Source organism: Terribacillus sp. 7520-G (genome assembly GCF_002271665.1).
GTDB lineage: Bacteria > Bacillota > Bacilli > Bacillales > Amphibacillaceae > Terribacillus.
Genome location: NZ_NQFP01000047.1, coordinates 22,662 through 39,481, shown reverse-complemented (window position 1 = coordinate 39,481; position 16,820 = coordinate 22,662). Strand labels below are relative to the sequence as shown.

The 16,820-nt window shown below is 45.0% G+C and carries 18 protein-coding genes; 5 read left to right on the top strand and 13 right to left on the bottom strand.

Features of this window, described 5'->3' with window-relative positions; genetic code table 11:
- Positions 1–102 precede the first annotated feature (102 nt).
- Positions 103–648, top strand: a complete 546-nt coding sequence (locus tag CHH53_RS15755) for a GNAT family N-acetyltransferase (RefSeq protein ID WP_095217093.1) — start codon at positions 103–105, stop codon at positions 646–648.
- Positions 633–1,421 (top strand): helix-turn-helix domain-containing protein, encoded by a 789-nt coding sequence (locus tag CHH53_RS15750; protein ID WP_095217092.1) that lies wholly within the window; start codon positions 633–635, stop codon positions 1,419–1,421. Before CHH53_RS15755 ends, CHH53_RS15750 begins: the two co-directional genes overlap by 16 nt.
- Before the next feature lie 181 nt (positions 1,422–1,602).
- Here the strand turns inward: CHH53_RS15750 and CHH53_RS15745 are convergent, their stop codons facing one another.
- The 13 genes from CHH53_RS15745 to CHH53_RS15685 all read right to left on the bottom strand — a co-directional run bounded on the left by CHH53_RS15745 (position 1,603) and on the right by CHH53_RS15685 (position 12,786).
- Positions 1,603–2,280 (bottom strand): hypothetical protein, encoded by a 678-nt coding sequence (locus CHH53_RS15745; RefSeq protein ID WP_095217091.1) that lies wholly within the window; start codon positions 2,278–2,280, stop codon positions 1,603–1,605.
- A 404-nt stretch (positions 2,281–2,684) separates the two neighbouring features.
- Positions 2,685–3,164 carry a 23S rRNA (pseudouridine(1915)-N(3))-methyltransferase RlmH gene (rlmH, locus tag CHH53_RS15740; protein ID WP_095217090.1) on the bottom strand — a complete coding sequence of 160 codons (480 nt, stop codon included), beginning with the start codon at positions 3,162–3,164 and terminating at the stop codon, positions 2,685–2,687.
- 258 nt (positions 3,165–3,422) lie between these two features.
- Entirely contained in the window at positions 3,423–3,791 is a 369-nt protein-coding gene (locus tag CHH53_RS15735) for a hypothetical protein (RefSeq protein ID WP_095217089.1), read from the bottom strand.
- Positions 3,788–4,255, bottom strand: coding sequence for a DUF4879 domain-containing protein (locus tag CHH53_RS15730; protein WP_095217088.1), 468 nt, complete (start codon positions 4,253–4,255; stop codon positions 3,788–3,790). Before CHH53_RS15730 ends, CHH53_RS15735 begins: the two co-directional genes overlap by 4 nt.
- A gap of 134 nt (positions 4,256–4,389) precedes the next feature.
- The gene (locus CHH53_RS15725) at positions 4,390–4,758 is read right to left on the bottom strand and encodes a DUF3899 domain-containing protein (RefSeq protein ID WP_095217087.1); all 369 of its coding nucleotides are present in this window, start codon (positions 4,756–4,758) and stop codon (positions 4,390–4,392) included.
- 70 nt (positions 4,759–4,828) lie between these two features.
- The gene (locus CHH53_RS15720) at positions 4,829–6,436 is read right to left on the bottom strand and encodes a peptide ABC transporter substrate-binding protein (protein WP_095217086.1); all 1,608 of its coding nucleotides are present in this window, start codon (positions 6,434–6,436) and stop codon (positions 4,829–4,831) included.
- 19 nt (positions 6,437–6,455) lie between these two features.
- Positions 6,456–7,412: an ABC transporter ATP-binding protein gene (locus tag CHH53_RS15715; RefSeq protein WP_095217085.1), complete on the bottom strand. Its 957-nt coding sequence runs from the start codon at positions 7,410–7,412 to the stop codon at positions 6,456–6,458.
- 2 nt (positions 7,413–7,414) lie between these two features.
- A complete protein-coding gene (locus tag CHH53_RS15710) occupies positions 7,415–8,425 on the bottom strand; it encodes an ABC transporter ATP-binding protein (protein ID WP_095217084.1) in 1,011 nt (336 codons plus the stop codon).
- An 11-nt stretch (positions 8,426–8,436) separates the two neighbouring features.
- Positions 8,437–9,381 carry an ABC transporter permease gene (locus tag CHH53_RS15705; protein ID WP_095217083.1) on the bottom strand — a complete coding sequence of 315 codons (945 nt, stop codon included), beginning with the start codon at positions 9,379–9,381 and terminating at the stop codon, positions 8,437–8,439.
- The gene (locus tag CHH53_RS15700; RefSeq protein ID WP_095217082.1) at positions 9,382–10,308 is read right to left on the bottom strand and encodes an ABC transporter permease; all 927 of its coding nucleotides are present in this window, start codon (positions 10,306–10,308) and stop codon (positions 9,382–9,384) included.
- A 37-nt stretch (positions 10,309–10,345) separates the two neighbouring features.
- Complete coding sequence (locus CHH53_RS15695) at positions 10,346–11,194, bottom strand: M55 family metallopeptidase (protein WP_095217081.1); 849 nt, start codon at positions 11,192–11,194, stop codon at positions 10,346–10,348.
- 71 nt (positions 11,195–11,265) lie between these two features.
- Positions 11,266–12,324, bottom strand: a complete 1,059-nt coding sequence (locus tag CHH53_RS15690; RefSeq protein WP_095217080.1) for a M42 family metallopeptidase — start codon at positions 12,322–12,324, stop codon at positions 11,266–11,268.
- Positions 12,325–12,339: 15 nt separating this feature from the next.
- Positions 12,340–12,786 (bottom strand): Lrp/AsnC family transcriptional regulator, encoded by a 447-nt coding sequence (locus tag CHH53_RS15685; protein ID WP_095217079.1) that lies wholly within the window; start codon positions 12,784–12,786, stop codon positions 12,340–12,342.
- Positions 12,787–12,974: 188 nt separating this feature from the next.
- On the opposite strand from CHH53_RS15685, the gene CHH53_RS15680 reads away from it, so the two are divergent.
- The 3 genes from CHH53_RS15680 (at position 12,975) to CHH53_RS15670 (ending at position 16,813) form a co-directional block, all read left to right on the top strand.
- Complete coding sequence (locus tag CHH53_RS15680) at positions 12,975–14,102, top strand: amidohydrolase (RefSeq protein ID WP_095217078.1); 1,128 nt, start codon at positions 12,975–12,977, stop codon at positions 14,100–14,102.
- 112 nt (positions 14,103–14,214) lie between these two features.
- Positions 14,215–16,203, top strand: coding sequence for a S9 family peptidase (locus CHH53_RS15675; RefSeq protein ID WP_233135170.1), 1,989 nt, complete (start codon positions 14,215–14,217; stop codon positions 16,201–16,203).
- Positions 16,204–16,216: 13 nt separating this feature from the next.
- Positions 16,217–16,813, top strand: coding sequence for a pyroglutamyl-peptidase I (locus CHH53_RS15670; RefSeq protein ID WP_255374719.1), 597 nt, complete (start codon positions 16,217–16,219; stop codon positions 16,811–16,813).
- The last annotated feature ends 7 nt before the right edge of the window (positions 16,814–16,820 follow it).

Sequence of the window (16,820 nt, the reverse complement as noted above, 5' to 3'; positions counted from 1 at the left end):
CTTCCTTTTTCTATTTGTTTAGAAATCTATTTACACAAAATATTTTACGCTCTCCGTACACTTGTTACCTTTAACTCTAATTCTTAAAATGGAGGATTTCTTATGGAATTTCTTAAACAATTGTTTAATCGAACAGGTTTATTACCTTTACAAAGAAAAGGAGACATTGAATTCGAGGAAAAACACCAATATAAATTGATATCAAATAAAGGATTTAAAATAATATCAACAATAGAAAAAGGGGAGGGGAGATTAATTCTATATAGACACTTCTATGGAGATGTTCCAGAAAATGCAAAAACAAGCATCATAATTGGAATACGAGTCATTACCAAAGAAGGAATTCATCATCCCGACCCCATTTTAAAGGCATTTTTCAATGAGGAATTTACAAATATATCCTTGGCAGACATTGAAATTGAAGAGCCCCTTGCAAATAACGGATATGGAAGTATACTTCTTAGCACTCTAATACAAATTGCCAAAGCAAAAGAGGTAAATTCTATCACAGGCTGGATATCAAAAGTTGATAGTGGTCATTTAGACAGATTAGTACACTTTTATAAGAAGCATGACTTCAAAGTTAGTTTGGAAGAGAAAAATAAAGACTCCTATAAAATTGGAGGATTAAAATGGCAAAACATCTAGCAAAGAAGGTGGAAATTAAAGTGGACAATGAGTTAAATGATAATTCTTTTGAATATCTCTTGGGAACTATTATTAGAGAGGAATACTTAATTACGGTTAATAACTTAAATCAACGTAAACAAAATTCGCCTAAGAAATACCTAACCATTAAAGAAGTGTCATCACTTACAGGCATCGGTCCCTCCACAATACGACAGTTAACACTATCTAGAGCAATGCCCCATAGAAAAGTTAAGTCTCGTATAATTCTAGATGAAGCGGAAATTGAAGAAACAATTGAAGACTATAGAAAATTAGGTTGGAATGATCCCGATAATAATTGGGATGTACAAACTGTTCAGTCTGAAATTACAGACTTTCAAAAATCAAAGGAGGAACCAAAAATGATTGATGAGATTCTGAGAAAAATTATAAGAGAAGAATTAGCCACTTTCTCTAATGAAATTAAGAACCTTGCAAAAAAGAATAAAGAAAATTATTACGGTAGAACTGTCCTAACCATTAAGGAAGCAGCAAATCATTTTCGAACAAGCCCATCTTCCATATATAGTTTAATTAAAGAAAATGGGATGCCTCACTTTAAAATCCATAGCCGGCATTATATTGTTCTTGAAGAGGCCGAAGCATATTTGTGGAGGGAAACAGCAAAATCGTATGCTGATGAAGGTAATATATATTGGCAGCGAATTTTACAACGGCTCGATTGGGAAGAAAGGGAAAGAGACGATGCATATGAAAAGGCGCTGAAAAGGTTAGAAGAAAGTACATATTAAAAATCTGAACTTAATGTTATAAATGTATTTATAGATATGCAAAGAGCACAGTCCTATATTAGGAATGCGCTCTTTTGCCTATCTAATAGTTAGATTTTTTCTAACCAGCCTTTATTAATATCAATTTCTACCCTTTATTTTACCACTATTTTGATACGGTTCTCAAAAAACAGTTGAATATTTAGGATTCCATTTCTATCTTCTCTATGAAATAAGTTAACCATGCCAACCCTATCCCAAGATAGGTTACTAAAGGCAGTAATATTTCCTTTAATGATAGCCCGAATAACCCTGCTGTTATAGTTGCTATAATTGCTAAGTATAACCTTATTCTTACTTTAATTACTTTAGTAGAAATGCCCTTCATTGAGACATGATACATAAAATAAAATACTGTGAATACAGCCGTCGTTATGAAAAATAAATTATAATATAACTTGCTAAAGTCATAATTAAGTTTAAAAATAAGATGAACGACCGTAACAACAATCCCCCCAATAAAGAATGAAGCAAAAAATGAATATATGATTATTCCATACACAAAAGACCAATGACTATATCTATCAAACAATTGAGCAGGATTTTCTGTTCCTTTACGAATAAATTTTGGTGGCTTAATCCAGTAAAATTTTAGACTTAAGACAAAAAATAATGAAAACATTGTTATCATTAAAAATCCTATAATAATATTATTTAGAATTACACTAATCCCCTCAAAGTAATGCAAAAATAATCCTGCTAGAATAACCACTCCAAAAAGTATATTTCCTGCCTTTTGCATGGCTAAGAACCCGGGGCTCTCTAACCAATGAATTACTTTTGAAGATTTCATAAATAAGTTCTTAAATCGTTCCTTCATTTTAGACTCCCTGAATAGTGATAGTGATTAAATATATAATCTATATATATTTATACTTTACCATAAGAATGCTAGTTTCCGTTTAAAAGAGCATGATACTAAAATTAGCATATCCTTGGGGCTTGGAGGTATCTTGCACTTTTTTATTCTAGAAACACAAAGTGAATCTAACCCTCTAAATATTCTACTATATATTTATGGAGAGTTTCTTTAAGAATAGAAAACTAGCCAAAATAACAATAAAAGGCTTCTCGACTAGAAAAGCCTTTTTGTTATGCCAATATTAATTAGATAAAATAAACTTATTTCTAAGACGTACTTTATCCCAAACCTTTTTACAATTTTTTAAATTAACTTATGTAACCAATCCTTCGTAACTTCTAATTCAACCCTTTGTTTTACCACTATTTGTGATACGGTTCCCCCTTAATAATCCGAAACGCTCGATAAACCTGCTCCACCAGCACCAGTTTCATCAGCTGATGCGGAAATGTCATTTTCGAGAACGACAGCGCATAGTCACTTCGCTGCATCACTTCTTCGCTCAGACCCAAGGATCCGCCTATGACGAATACGATCTTGCTCTTCCCGTATGTTGCCAGGCTGTCAATTTTCGACGCGAGCTGTTCGGATGTGATCATTTGTCCCTTTATTTCCAGGGAAATGACGTAGTCGTCGGGGTTGATTTTCGACAGGATGCGATCGCCTTCTTTTTGTTTGACGATTTGCATGTCGGCTTCGCTCAAGTTTTCGGGGGCTTTTTCGTCGGATACTTCGATCAGGTCGACCTTGGCGTAGGAACTCAGGCGTTTGGTGTATTCCTCGATGCCTTGCTTGAGGTATTTTTCTTTTAGTTTGCCGACGCTGATGATGGTGATTTTCATGAATATGCCTTCTTTCCGTTCAATATGTCTTTATCTGTCATTATATAGCGGATGGAGGGAGTTTACACGGTGTTTTATGAAGTATGGGGCAGGGTTAGCGAAAAATTTTAAATACGAAAATCGATAACATACTCATTCATCTGCTGTATCAGCGTTAACACTAGGTCACTGGAAACCCAAAAGCTATGCTCACTTTCTAGTATTAGATCAAAACATTGATCACAAAAAAGAGCAGCTAGAGCTGCCCTTTTGAAATGATTAAATGGAGTTTTTATATGCTTCAATCGCTTTATATCTTAATAACGTATGATTCTCATCGACCAAGCCCAATCGATAAGATTTTTTAATGATATTCATAACCTCATTCCCCAGTGCAGAATCAGATTTCTCAAATGCCCGTTCCACTCTGGAATCCCAATTGGCTTTGGTGTAATTATTCAAGGTGTTCTTTGGCTCAACTACTTCTCCTTTTTCTAGTTTTTCACAATAATCCTGAAAACTCATGGAGTACCGATTAGCTTCTGAGACTTGATTCCCCCCATAGTTTTCAGTGGCTAATCTGCTGAATGCTAAAAATCGGGAATCCTTTGTCACATCGCTGTATACGTTGGAGACTGAGTTAGTCATTGTTCATCACCCTCTCTATCAAAACTAATAGGCATAGCAGAAATTGGAGTACCTAACAGATGATCCAACCCTGTGATATTTACAGTATTTGTTGGAAGCTTATCCATAGGAATCTTCAGATAATAATAATACCCTTTCACAATCCTGTCTCGTCCTACAATGTAATCCGTATCATATCTGGTTGTACTGGGATAAATATTGACGCCTCCGCTGTTAATAAGATACCCCTTAGGATATCCCATAAAAAGTACCTTCAAATAAAGCGTGTCACCCTTAAGCGGTTTGCTCGCTTTCAATGAATTAGAAGGAATATTCTCCCAAACAAAATCATTTCCATCCGAAGTGATTGCTACTACTCTTACTTCTGTTAATCTTGGCGCAGTTGCAGCAGAAGCTGAATCCTTGAAGAACAATGGAGCAACGACTAACGAGATTAACAAAAACAAGGCTATAATTTTCTTCATGACTTCCTCCTTATTTTTCAGAAATTGTTAATCTCCTTTTATATCGGCATGAATATTAAATAATTAACATATAATTCCATAAAACCTAAATATTTTTGTATAAATATGGAATATAACACAATTTATGTCTCTTATTAAAGCATAAATATACCAACCACAGAAGTAAGGATCGAGCTGATGCCAATGATAAACGTGCTTTGCATGATAAAAGATGCAAGGCTGGACTTGAATGTTTGGATGTCGGGGTCGTTTTTCATTTGGCTGTCTGCGCGTTCGGCTGAACGTGATTTCCGGATCATGCGCTGTCCGATCATTTGAAAACCTTGGATCATTGGCGTGAGGAAGCCGGTGTTGAGAATGCGTGCGATTGCTGCAATGATAGTCAAAAGAAGTCCGATCAAAAATGCAGTGTTGGATACGTCGGCCAGCGAAAATGAGGCTGCCATTGTGACGCTGTACCAGGCAAGCATAGTCAGGAAGAAGAGGGATACCTTCCATTTCATATCTGCAAGCTCCTTTCATATGTATGGGAAAGCGGGACCTGCAAGAGATCCCGCTTTCCTTGATTATATACTATTCTGAAACTTTTTCCGCCCATTTCAGGTAAGGATAGCGGTTTACCGGGTATACAATGTTTTCGAAGTTCTGGGATGTCAGGTAGTTATTTGTATAATGGTAGATCGGGTTGAATGGCAGATCCTCCATCAGTACTGCTTCTGCTTGGTGCAGCAATTCGTAACGCTTGTCTGGGTCTTGTTCTACTTTGGCATCGGCCATTAGCTGGTCGTACTCCTCGTTCACCCAGTTCGTGCGGTTGTTCGGGCTGTCGCCCAGGTAGTAATCGAGGATGACCACTGGATCTACCAGGACGCCGATCCAGCCCATGCGAGCCATTTGGAAATTGCCCTGCTGGGTTGTATCCAGGTATGTTTTCCACTCTTGGTTCTCGAGCTTCACATCGATGCCGAGATTGTCTTTGTACATGGCTTGGACGGATTCTGCCACTTTCTTATTGTTTTCAGCTGTATTATAAAGGATGCTCACCTCCGGCAGCTCTGTCCAGCCTTCTTCTTCCATACCTTCTTCCAGCAGTTTCTTCGCTTCGGCTGCATTTTCTTCAAAGTACGCGCCGCCTGCTTCGCGGAAGTCACCCTCTGGTGTTTCGACACCTTCCGGAACAAATGCATACGCTGGTGTTTCCCCTGCTTTTGTCACGTTCTTCGTTAATGTTTCCCGATCGACTGCCATCGTGAATGCCCTTCTGATTTTCTCATTGGTGAATGGTTCTTTGTCGACGTTAAACATATACATATACGTTCCGAAGTATGGTACTTCGCTGTATTCCTCGGAATCCTTTTCTTGATCGATCACATCGGATGGCAGTGTCTGGATGAGATCCAGCTCGCCTGTTTTGTACATTTGATAATACGTCGTTGCATCATTGACCATCTTGTAGGTTACTTTATCCAGCTTGACGACATCGCTATCCCAATAGTCTCCGTTCTTCTCGATCACGACTTCGCTGTCATGCGCCCATTTTGTCAGCTTGAATGGCCCATTGCTTACAAATGTATCCGCTTCGGCAGACCACGCGCTGTTCTCTTCCACGACATCCTGTTTGACCGGGTAGAATGTCCACATCGTCAATAGTTCATCGAAATAGCCAAGAGGTGCTTCCAATTCCACGACGAGTGTTTTATCATCCTGTGCCGTTACACCGACATCCTCGACGGAGCCCTCGCCTTTGTTGTATGCCTCTGCACCTTTGAGGTAATACAGGTAGAAAGCAAAGGAACTGCCGGTGTCTGGGTTCAGCACCCGTTTCCATGCGTATTCGAAATCGCCTGCTGTCACGTTCGAGCCATCTGACCATTTGGCATCGTCGCGGATGGTGAACGTATACGTTTTGCCATCTTCCGATACATCGACATTGCTTGCCGCTCCCAAGACCGGGTTTCCGTTCTCATCTTTTGTATAAAGCCCTTCAAATACATGATCCAACACCCAGCCGGATGTCGTATCCATTGCCAGAGCCGGATCCAAATCCGGCGGCTCACTCATCGCATTCACTGTTATTTCCTGCGCTATGTCTGCACTGCCGCCTCCTGATCCTTCGCTGCAGCCTGCCGCGAAGACGGCGACGGATACGAGCAATGCCAGGCTTTTCAGCCATTTTTTCATCGTAAATCCCCCTTTGATTTTATTCATCATAAAGATGACACGCTGTCCAGTGGTTGTCCTTCACTTCCCTCCACTCTGGTACGGCCTGGGCACAAACATCCATCGCAAATGGACATCTGGTGCGGAATCGACAGCCGCTTGGCGGATCTACCGGACTTGGCGGATCACCATCCAGCACGATCCTTTCCCGCTTCCTCGCTTCCGGGTTGGCAACCGGGATAGCGGATAATAATGCTTTTGTATAGGGATGAAGCGGGTCGTGAAACAGCTCATCGCTATCTGCGAGCTCCATCATTTTCCCTAAATACATGACACCGATTCGGTCACTGATATGCTTGACCATGCCTAAATCATGCGCAATGAATAAGTACGTTAAATCCTCTTGTTCTTTTAGATCCTCCAATAGATTGATAACCTGTGCTTGAATCGATACATCCAGCGCTGAAATAGGTTCATCCGCCACGATGAACTTCGGCTCGACCGCCAGCGCCCGGGCAATCCCAATACGCTGCCGCTGGCCGCCGCTGAACTCATGCGGGTAGCGCTGGGCATGCTGGGGCTGCAGCCCGACTCTTTCCAGCAGCTCATAGACGCGGTCCTGCCTGCTTTTGCCTTTTGCCAGCTTGTGGGCATCGATCCCTTCAGCGATAATATCGCCAACACGCATCCGCGGATTCAATGACGCATGCGGATCCTGGAAAATCACTTGGATCTCCCGGTTTATCTGTTTCTTTTGCTTTTTGTTCAATTGACTCAGATCCAGGCCATTGTAGACAATCCTGCCTGATGTGGGATCCTCCAGTCCGACGATTGTTTTCCCGAGCGTCGATTTTCCGCTCCCGCTTTCCCCGACAAGACCGAATGTTTCCCCGCGCCTGATGCCGATGGAGATGTCATCGACGGATTTGACAGTCAAATCCTTGCCGATGGGAAAATATTTTTTCATTTGTTCGATTTGGACGATGGTTTCTGTCATGATCATTCCCTCCCTGCCGCCAGTTCTTTGAGGGCTGGTGTCCGGGGATCGTTCAGCCAGCATTTTGCCTCATGCGCCTTGTCGATGGAAAAAACAGGCGGCATTGCTTCGACACAAACATCCATGGCATATTTACATCGCGGTGCAAATGGACAGCCCTTCGGCGGTGAGAATAAATCTGGCGGTGCTCCTTCGATTGGTATCAAGCGCTTTTTATCCGTTGCGTCGATATCGGGGATCGACTCCAGCAGCCCCCATGTGTAAGGGTGTTTGGGATTCTTGAAAATTTCGGTGACGGGTGCCGATTCGACAATCATACCGCCATACATGACGGCGACCCGTTCGGCTGTCTCGGCTACCACGCCAAGATCATGGGTGATCAAGATAATGGAAGTATCCAGTTCATCCCTTAGATTCTTCATCAAATCCAATACTTGTGCTTGGATGGTTACGTCCAATGCCGTCGTCGGTTCATCTGCCACGAGCACCTGCGGATGGCAGGCAAGCGCAATGGCGATCATGATCCGCTGCCGCATCCCGCCGCTGAATTCATGCGGGTACTGGTCGTAGCGATCGGCAGGGTTCGATATACCGACCAGGCGGATCATTTCGATGGCGCGCTCTTTCGCTTCCTGCCCCTTTATTTTTTGGTGGGCTGTGATACTTTCTGCGATTTGCTTGCCTACCTTCATCGTCGGGTTCAAAGACGTCATCGGATCCTGGAAGACCATGCTGATTCTCGAGCCTTTTACCTTTTGCATTTCACGTTTGGATAATCGGAGAAGATCCTGCCCTTCCAGCAGCACTTCCCCGTTCCTTATCTTGCCAGGCGGAGTCGGGATCAGACCCATTATGGTTTGTACGGTGACACTTTTTCCGCTGCCGCTTTCCCCGACTATCGCCAGTATTTCCCCCTTATCGACGTGGAAGGAAACGTCCCGCACTGCTTGTACTTCCCCTCCATATGTCTTGAAGCTCACTTCCAGATTGTTCACTTCCAGTAAATGTTCCATCATCCCACCTCCTATTTATTTGCTTTGGGATCCAGTGCATCTTGCAGGCCGTCCCCGAAGGCATTAAAAGCAAACATGGTGAGGGCAATCATAAAGCCCGGGAAAAAGAGACGCCACCACTGGCCGCTTAAAATGACACCCAAGGAATCGTTTGCCATCGTCCCCCAGCTGGCAAATGGCGCTTGCACACCCAGTCCCAGAAAGCTGAGGAATGACTCGGCGAAGATAGCCGAAGGAATGGTAAAGGTCAGATTGACGATGATGATGCCTGCTGTATTGGGAATCAAATGCCGCCAAATGATCTTGGCATGGGAGGTGCCCAGCTTTTGGGCAGCCAGCACATATTCCTGTGACTTCAGCTGCAGGATTTGGCCGCGTATGATCCTGGCCATCCCCACCCAGCCCGTGACAGATAAAGCAATGATGATGGATGTGACACCGGGCTCCATGATCACCATCAGCAAGATGACGATCAATAAGTAAGGAATACCGTACAGAATCTCCACGATGCGCATTAAAATGCCATCGACCCGGTCACCGGCCTTGCTGCGCCCGGCCATATAACCAGAGATGCCGCCGATCGTCACGCCAAGGAAGATATCAATCACCGCGGCCACAAGTCCGATCGTCAGCGATACCCTGGCTCCATACCAGGTTCTCGACCACACATCCCGGCCTAAGTCATCGGTGCCGAACCAATGCTCACTGTTTGGCGCCACGTTTGTATTCTCCAAGCTTTGTTTGGCCGGATCGAACGGCACCATATGCGGGCCTGCTATCGCAAAGACGATAATGATGAGCAGCAGGGAAAATCCGAGGACTGCCATTTTATTTTTTACAACGTTTACAATCGTTTCCTTCCAGACGCTCATACTCGGGCGCTGGACCGGGTCTTGCCCCCTCTTTTCTGGTGATAGGGGGCGGAAAAGGGAATCATCCACGCGTTTGGCTTCCATTTACTCCCCTCCACTCGTCAGTTTGATTCTTGGGTCAATGAAGCGATAGGATATATCGATGATGAATAATGTCAATACCAGCAATGTACTGAAGAAAATGGTGGTACCCATGATCACCGGATAATCCCGGTTGAAGATACTGTCTACGAAATACCGCCCGATACCGGGAATTGCGAATATTTTTTCAATAACGAATGTTCCGGTAATTAAAGACACAAACAGAGGACCGATGAAAGAGATAACCGGCAGGATCGCATTCCGGATGCCGTGCCTGATGACTAGCTTCGACTTTGACAGCCCCTTGGCATCAGCTGTCTTGATATAATTCTGATTCGTCACCTCAAGCATGCTGGATCGCATGAACCTGGCGATGACAGCGAGCGGCGTCGCAGCCAATGCCAGTGTCGGCAGCACCGAATGCAGCCATGTACCCCATGATGCAACAGGGAACAATCCCCAATCCACCGCAAGGTATTTGATCAGTAATGGAGCCAGGATGAAGCTCGGGACCGATATCCCGACGATGGCAATAAACATGGATACATAATCAAGTGCCCTATTATGGTTCAATGCCGCTACGATGCCCAACAAGAGCCCCAGAACCAAGGCGACGACCATGGCTTGCAGTCCGAGTAAAGCAGAAGCTGGCGCACCCTCGGCAATGATCGAATTGACTGATCTTGTTTCGGATTGAATCGAGAATCCTAAATCAAAGGTGACCAAATCCTTCATATACAAAACGTATTGCACGGCCACTGGCTCATCCAAGTTATATTTAGCCCGGATGTTTTGCAAAACCTCTTCCGGCAGCACATCGGCATCGGATGCAAATGGATCACCCGGGATAAACTTCATGATCAAAAATGTCAAACTCGCAATCACCCATATTGTCAGCAGCATGGTAAGTAATCGTTTTACAATGTACATGGATTCACCTCCAGCGGTTTTCTAGCTATTGCTCCCTCTATGCATTGACACTGCCGAGCACACCGTTCGTCGCAGTCATTGCAATGATGACACAGCCCCACATATGCTTGTACGCTGTTACCATATCATCGCAAGTAAAGCGAATGCTCCTGGGACCAGTCAATGCAACAGTCGGCAAGGTGGTCGTCATCATTGCCTGCTGCGGCCCTTTCAGCTCGATATCGAAGGTAACAGGGCCATTTACTGTCTGCGGTTTGAAGGATTGGACATTGTTGACTGCTTCCTCTGCCTTGATTCGGATTTCCTGACGAGCGGCCTCCGGATGGATCAGCTCCGCCGCAAAGCGATCAACGGCCCGTTTGGTAACGGCAGCTTTCACATCAGGTATTGTTTCTTGCACTTCTTTTACATAGGCATCGTCACCGCTTATGAAAATGGCTGGGACATCAAAGCTGCCGGCAACAAGTGTATTCATTTCCGTTTCGCCAACGACCCTGCCATTGATTTTCATTTCGTTGATACAGATACCCGCTAATGTATGGCTGATGACAGAGCGTTCGGAGCCCGCTTCACGCCCGTGATGTCCAACGAACATGATGCCGTCAAATGTCTCATCCAGCCCTTCCAGCTGGCACATGACGCGGTTATTCCCGGATACAAGCCTTGCACGCGAATCCAGCTCCTCCACCAGTATGTTGGACATATTGCCATGCCCATCGGCTACGACAACCTCTGTTGCCCCGCCATTGAAAGCTCCTTCGATAGCAGCATTCACATCTGCTGTCATCAGCTTCCGGAACCGCTGATATTCCGAATTTGTCTTTAACTGCTGATTGGTCGCGACACCTGATATGCCTTCCATATCTGCTGAAATAAAAATCTTCATCGCAGCCAGCCTCCCTCGATTTCAATATTATAAATTTTCAAACTTCTGAACTTAGAGATATATCCTCCCTTTTAAAAAGGAAAACGTGATTGCTCATCCACACTCTGTACAAATGCTTTTACTAAATCCTTCGTTGCAAGAAGGTCGCCTACATCCACAAGCTCTGCAGCTGAGTGGGTATAACGGGAAGGGATGGATAACACGCCTGTCGGAATACCCTTGTTGGCATACGTAACCGCACCGCCATCGGTTCCTATCCCTGTGAATACCTCCAGCTGATAAGGGATGTTGTTTTGTTTCGCTAATTGCATGAGCTGCTGCTTCATTGTCTTCGGAACGATCAGGCTGGCATCCATCACCTTGATGCCTGTGCCGCTCCCTAAGCGCAGCGTTTGATCCATAGTCTGCTCCGGCGTGTCACTTACAGCGGTGGTATCAATCGCGATCGCGACATCCGCATCGATATGCTCCGACGCTGTCTTGGCTCCACGCAGACCGACCTCTTCCTGGACGGTGAATAAACAAACGAGCTCTCCGGCGAAATCCTCTGCTGCCTCCTCCAGCACCTGAAGGATGACAGCGCATCCCGCACGATCATCCAGTGACTTGGCGCGTACCTTCAATTTTTCAGCTGCCCCGATCGTTTGCAGTTCAGAGCCCCAAGTAACGGGGGTTCCAACTTCGATACCCATATCCAACACTTCTTGGGAAGAGCTTGCTCCAACGTCTATGTATAACTGACTATGCCTTCTCACCTTTTGCGCGTCATCGAATTTGGCATAGTGGGCAGAAAGTGTTCCAATCACACCATTTATATGTCCTTTTTCACCCAGCACCTTCACTGGCTGGGCGTTCAGATTCCGGTCATCATTGCCGCCAAGCTTCTCAAATCGCAGAAATCCGTTGGCTTCTATCTTTTTCACGATAAAACCGACTTCATCCATATGGGCTGTCAGCAGCACAACCGGTCCGGCCTGGCTGCCTCTTTTCTTGGCAATCACGTTACCGATGGGATCTATTTTCACTTCATCCACTTTATCCTTCAGATAGTCTTTCAGAAAATAACTGACCTCTTGTTCATAGCCGCTTGGACCCTGCAGACTTGTCAACTGCTTCAATAATTCAATCATGGGAGCAGCTCCTTCCTACAAATATTCGAACGTATTCTTGTAATTTTCCAGTTGAATGATGGTATTGATGCCGGCAATTCCTTCGATACCGTCAAGCTTCAGCATACAGTCCTTTATATCTTCCTGGCTTTGGACATTGATTTGAATAAGCAGCTGGTAATCCCCGGATGTCATCGTAATGTAGCGAACTTCCTTTATCGTGCTCAGCGCTTCCCTCACCTGGGCAATCGTTCCTTGTTGTGTCTTTATTTGAATGATCGCCCCCGCTTTTAACCCAAGCGCGATCGGATTCACCACTCCTACCACTTCGATGATATTGTGCTGTACTAAATTCTTGTATCGAAGCCTGATTGTTTTCTCGGTTACGTTCAATTCACTTGCCATTTCCGAAAAGGGCAAGCGGCCATCCTTCGATAACATGCGGATGATACCGCGATCCAGCTCATCAATTTGATACTCCACAAAACTTCCTACTTTCGTACTTATTTACTTTAAAAATCCCCTTTTAGATACTTATTGTTAGATAAAATAACATTTACAATAATTAATTCGTGATTTAATATCGTTATTAGGAATCAGGTATAGAGGGTATTATACAAGCTAAATTTTCAGAAATCAATGATAATTTGGATTTTTATGGGGGTTAGTGAATGAAGGCCATAACGAATGTATCCGGGGCAGATGGGACAGGAAAGCTTTTAAGCAATACAACGATTTTAATAAAAGAGGGCAAATTCACATCAATAGGAGCAGACCGCATTCCCGAAGGCTATGAAATAATCGATGCTGCCGGCAAATACTTTACACCTGGACTGATTGATGTGCATACCCATTTGGGGGTGCACGAGGAAGGGATCGGCAAAGAGGGGCATGACTTCAATGAAACAAGTGCCGCAGCCACTCCGCAAGTACGCGCTATTGATGGGATAAACCCGAAAGATCAAGGCTTTGAGGATGCCAGGCGTGCGGGTGTCACCACTGTACAAGTAATGCCTGGAAGTGCCAATGTCATTGGCGGGGAAATGTGTGTGTTAAAAACGACAGGCACAATCGTGGATGATATGGTCATTCGCAATCCCTCCGGCTTAAAAGCAGCAACAGGTGAAAATCCGAAACGGTTCCACGGGGATAAGGGAAGGATGCCGGCGACCAGGATGGGCATCGCAGCCATTCTTCGGGAAAAATTAATCGAAGCACAAACCTACCTGGAAGAGCGCCAAGCCGGTAAAGCAGCCAGGAACCTGGGCTTGGAACATATCGCGAAAGTGGTAAACAAAGAAATCCCGCTTCGTGTCCATGCCCACCGCGCCGACGATATCGTCACTGTCTTACGCCTAAAAAAGGAATTCGATATTGATTTGACGATCGAGCATTGTACCGAGGGACATCAAATAGCGCCGTTCATCGCCAAACAAGCTATCCGTGTTTCGGTAGGTCCGACTATGACGCCCCGATCCAAAATCGAGCTTGCCGATAAAGGCTGGCACACACTGCTGGCCCTGGCAGAGGAATCTGTACCTTTCTCCATCACGACCGATCACCCTGTCATTGCGATTGAGCATTTGATGACAAGTGCCATTTTAGCCGTTAAATACGGCCTGCCGGAAGAAGAAGCCCTTAAAGCCATCACCTTAAATGCGGCGAAGCATCTAGGCGTAGACGATCGAGTCGGTTCCGTTGAAGCAGGCAAGGATGCTGACTTTGTCCTCTGGAGCGGCAATCCGTTCGATTTGAGAAACAAAGCAGTACAAACCTATATTAACGGCGAATTGGTATAAGAAAGCGCGGACAAGTTTCTTTGTTATCCTTGCTGAATTTAATGCCGGATACGAAAACTTGTCCCATATCACGACAAATAAATAGATGTCCCTGGACAGGAGGCAGCAAATCATGACAGCAAACGGTCTTTCCGCACAAGATTTACTCAATTTTTCATTCTTATCGGATCCGCAGCTATCACCTGATGGCAAGTCGGTTGTTTTTGTTCAGAAAGTTATCAACAAGAAGGAAAAATATCAATCGAATCTATTCCTGATGGATGTGGATTCAAAGGAAACCACCCAATTCACCCAAGGTGATCACTCCGATGTGCAGCCGAGATGGTCTTCCGATGGACAGCATATCTTCTTTACTTCTAACCGCTCCGGGAAGCAGCAAATATGGAAAATTGCTTTTAATGGCGGTGAAGCGAGTCAGGTTACCACTTTCAAAAGAGGTGCTTCTCAGCCGGTTTTGTCACCAGACGGGAAGAAGCTCATGGTTACCGTACCGTTAACCGCTTCAGACAATTTGGAAGACAAGGAGGCTAAAGAGAAAAAAACAGAGGAAAAACGAAAGCCATATATCACCACGAACCTGGTTTACAAGTCAGATGCGAAGGGCTTTTCAGACGAAACCTTCGATCATCTCGTATTGATAGATTTGGAGACTGGTACACCCACCTTACTAACAGATGGGGAATATAACCACCATTCACCGGCATTTTCTCCAGATGGCATGCATGTTGCATATAGCGCCAATCGTTCAGAGGATCCAGAGCAGACATTCTTCTCGGATATCTATCAGTTGGATTTAACTACGAAGCGTACAGAAAAACTTACGAGCAGCGACAAAGTATTCTATACGCCAAACTACTCCCCGGATGGAAAAAAGCTATCCCTGCTGGGTGATGATTTGAAATACACAGGAGCCACCCTCACGAGAGTATGGACCTTGGACCTTGCAACGAAGGAACTCTCCTGTTTGACGAGTGATTGGGATGTGGAGTGCCATGATGTTGCGATCAATGATATGGGCACGGGAGCTGCAAGTGCCGGCGCTGTCTGGAGCAAGACAAATGACGCCCTGTTCTTCTTAGCAAGCGAACGTGGATCCACTGGCTTATATCAAGTGACGTTAGATAAAAACATCACCAAAGTTGTTGGCGGGAAACGCCAGGTTTACGCTTTTAGTACAGATAAGAATCAGGAGAGGTTTGTTTACGCCGTCAGTCAATCAGCCGCTATTCCCGGCGACTTGTTTGTGTCGGCCTTGTCAGGCAGTGATGAGCAGCGTCTGACAGCCGTTAACGAGCACTTGCTGCAAACGAAAATATTATCTGCTCCAGAGGATTTTCATTTTAAAGCGAATGATGGAACCGAACTGCAAGGCTGGATCATGAAACCAGCCGGCTTCCAGGAAGGCGAAACGTATCCGCTTGTCTTGGAGATTCATGGCGGCCCGCACGCGATGTACAGTCATGCTTTCATGCACGAGTTTCAGGTGCTTGCTGGCAAAGGCTATGGTGTCCTGTACATGAACCCAAGAGGAAGCCATGGCTATGGGCAGCAGTTTGTTGATGCTGTGCGCGGCGATTATGGCGGCATCGACTATGCCGATGTGATGGTAGCCGTGGATTATGCCTTGGAAAATCATGATTGGATAGACGCCTCCCGCTTAGGTGTTACTGGCGGAAGCTATGGCGGCTTCATGACGAACTGGATCGTCGGCCATACGAACAGGTTTAAGGCGGCAGTTACACAGCGCTCGATCAGTAACTGGCTCAGCTTCTATGGTGTGAGTGATATCGGCTACTTCTTTACCGAATGGGAGCACAAAACGACCGTTATGGAAGACCCTGAGGAGCTATGGCGAATCTCTCCGCTCCGTTATGCGAAAAATATCCAGACACCATTGCTGATCCTGCATAGCGAAAACGATTATCGCTGCCCGATCGAGCAGGCCGAGCAGCTGTATGTTGCATTGAAACAGCAAAAGAAACCAACTCGTTTCGTTCGGTTCCCAGAATCGAACCATGAGCTGTCCCGAAGCGGAGATCCAGGTTTGCGTATTATTCGCCTGAATGAAATAACGGATTGGTTCGAGACGTATTTGAAATAAAGGAGTTGTAGAATTGAGCATATTGCTTACTGGATTTGAAGCTTTTCTAGGGATGGCATCCAATCCTACAGAACTGATTGTCCGCAGCCTGGACGGCGAAACGATAAATGGGAATAAGATAATCGGCAAGGTACTCCCTGTCGATTTCAAAAAAACGTCCAGCATCATCCTGGAACATATCGACGAACACCAGCCTACTGCCGTTATCTCTCTAGGACTGGCAGCCGGCAGAAATAGAATCACCCCGGAAAGGGTCGCGATAAACTGCATGGATGGAGAACCCGACAATGGCGGAAATCAGTATGACGGGCAAAAGATACTAGAAGATGCACCAGATGCTTACTTCTCGACCTTGCCAATCAAAAGCATGACAGCAAAACTGCTGGAACATAACCTGCCAGCAAAGATTTCGAATACCGCCGGCACTTATTTGTGCAACCAAACGATGTACACCGTCAGACATCACATCGAAACAAATAAGCTGGATATGATTTCAGGATTCGTGCATATACCAGGACATCATGAATTGGCATTAGACAATCCAAAGCTGCCTTCTTGGTCGGTGAAGGATTTGGAAGAAGCGGTGCGGATTATTATCGGGGAGATCTAGAATTCTT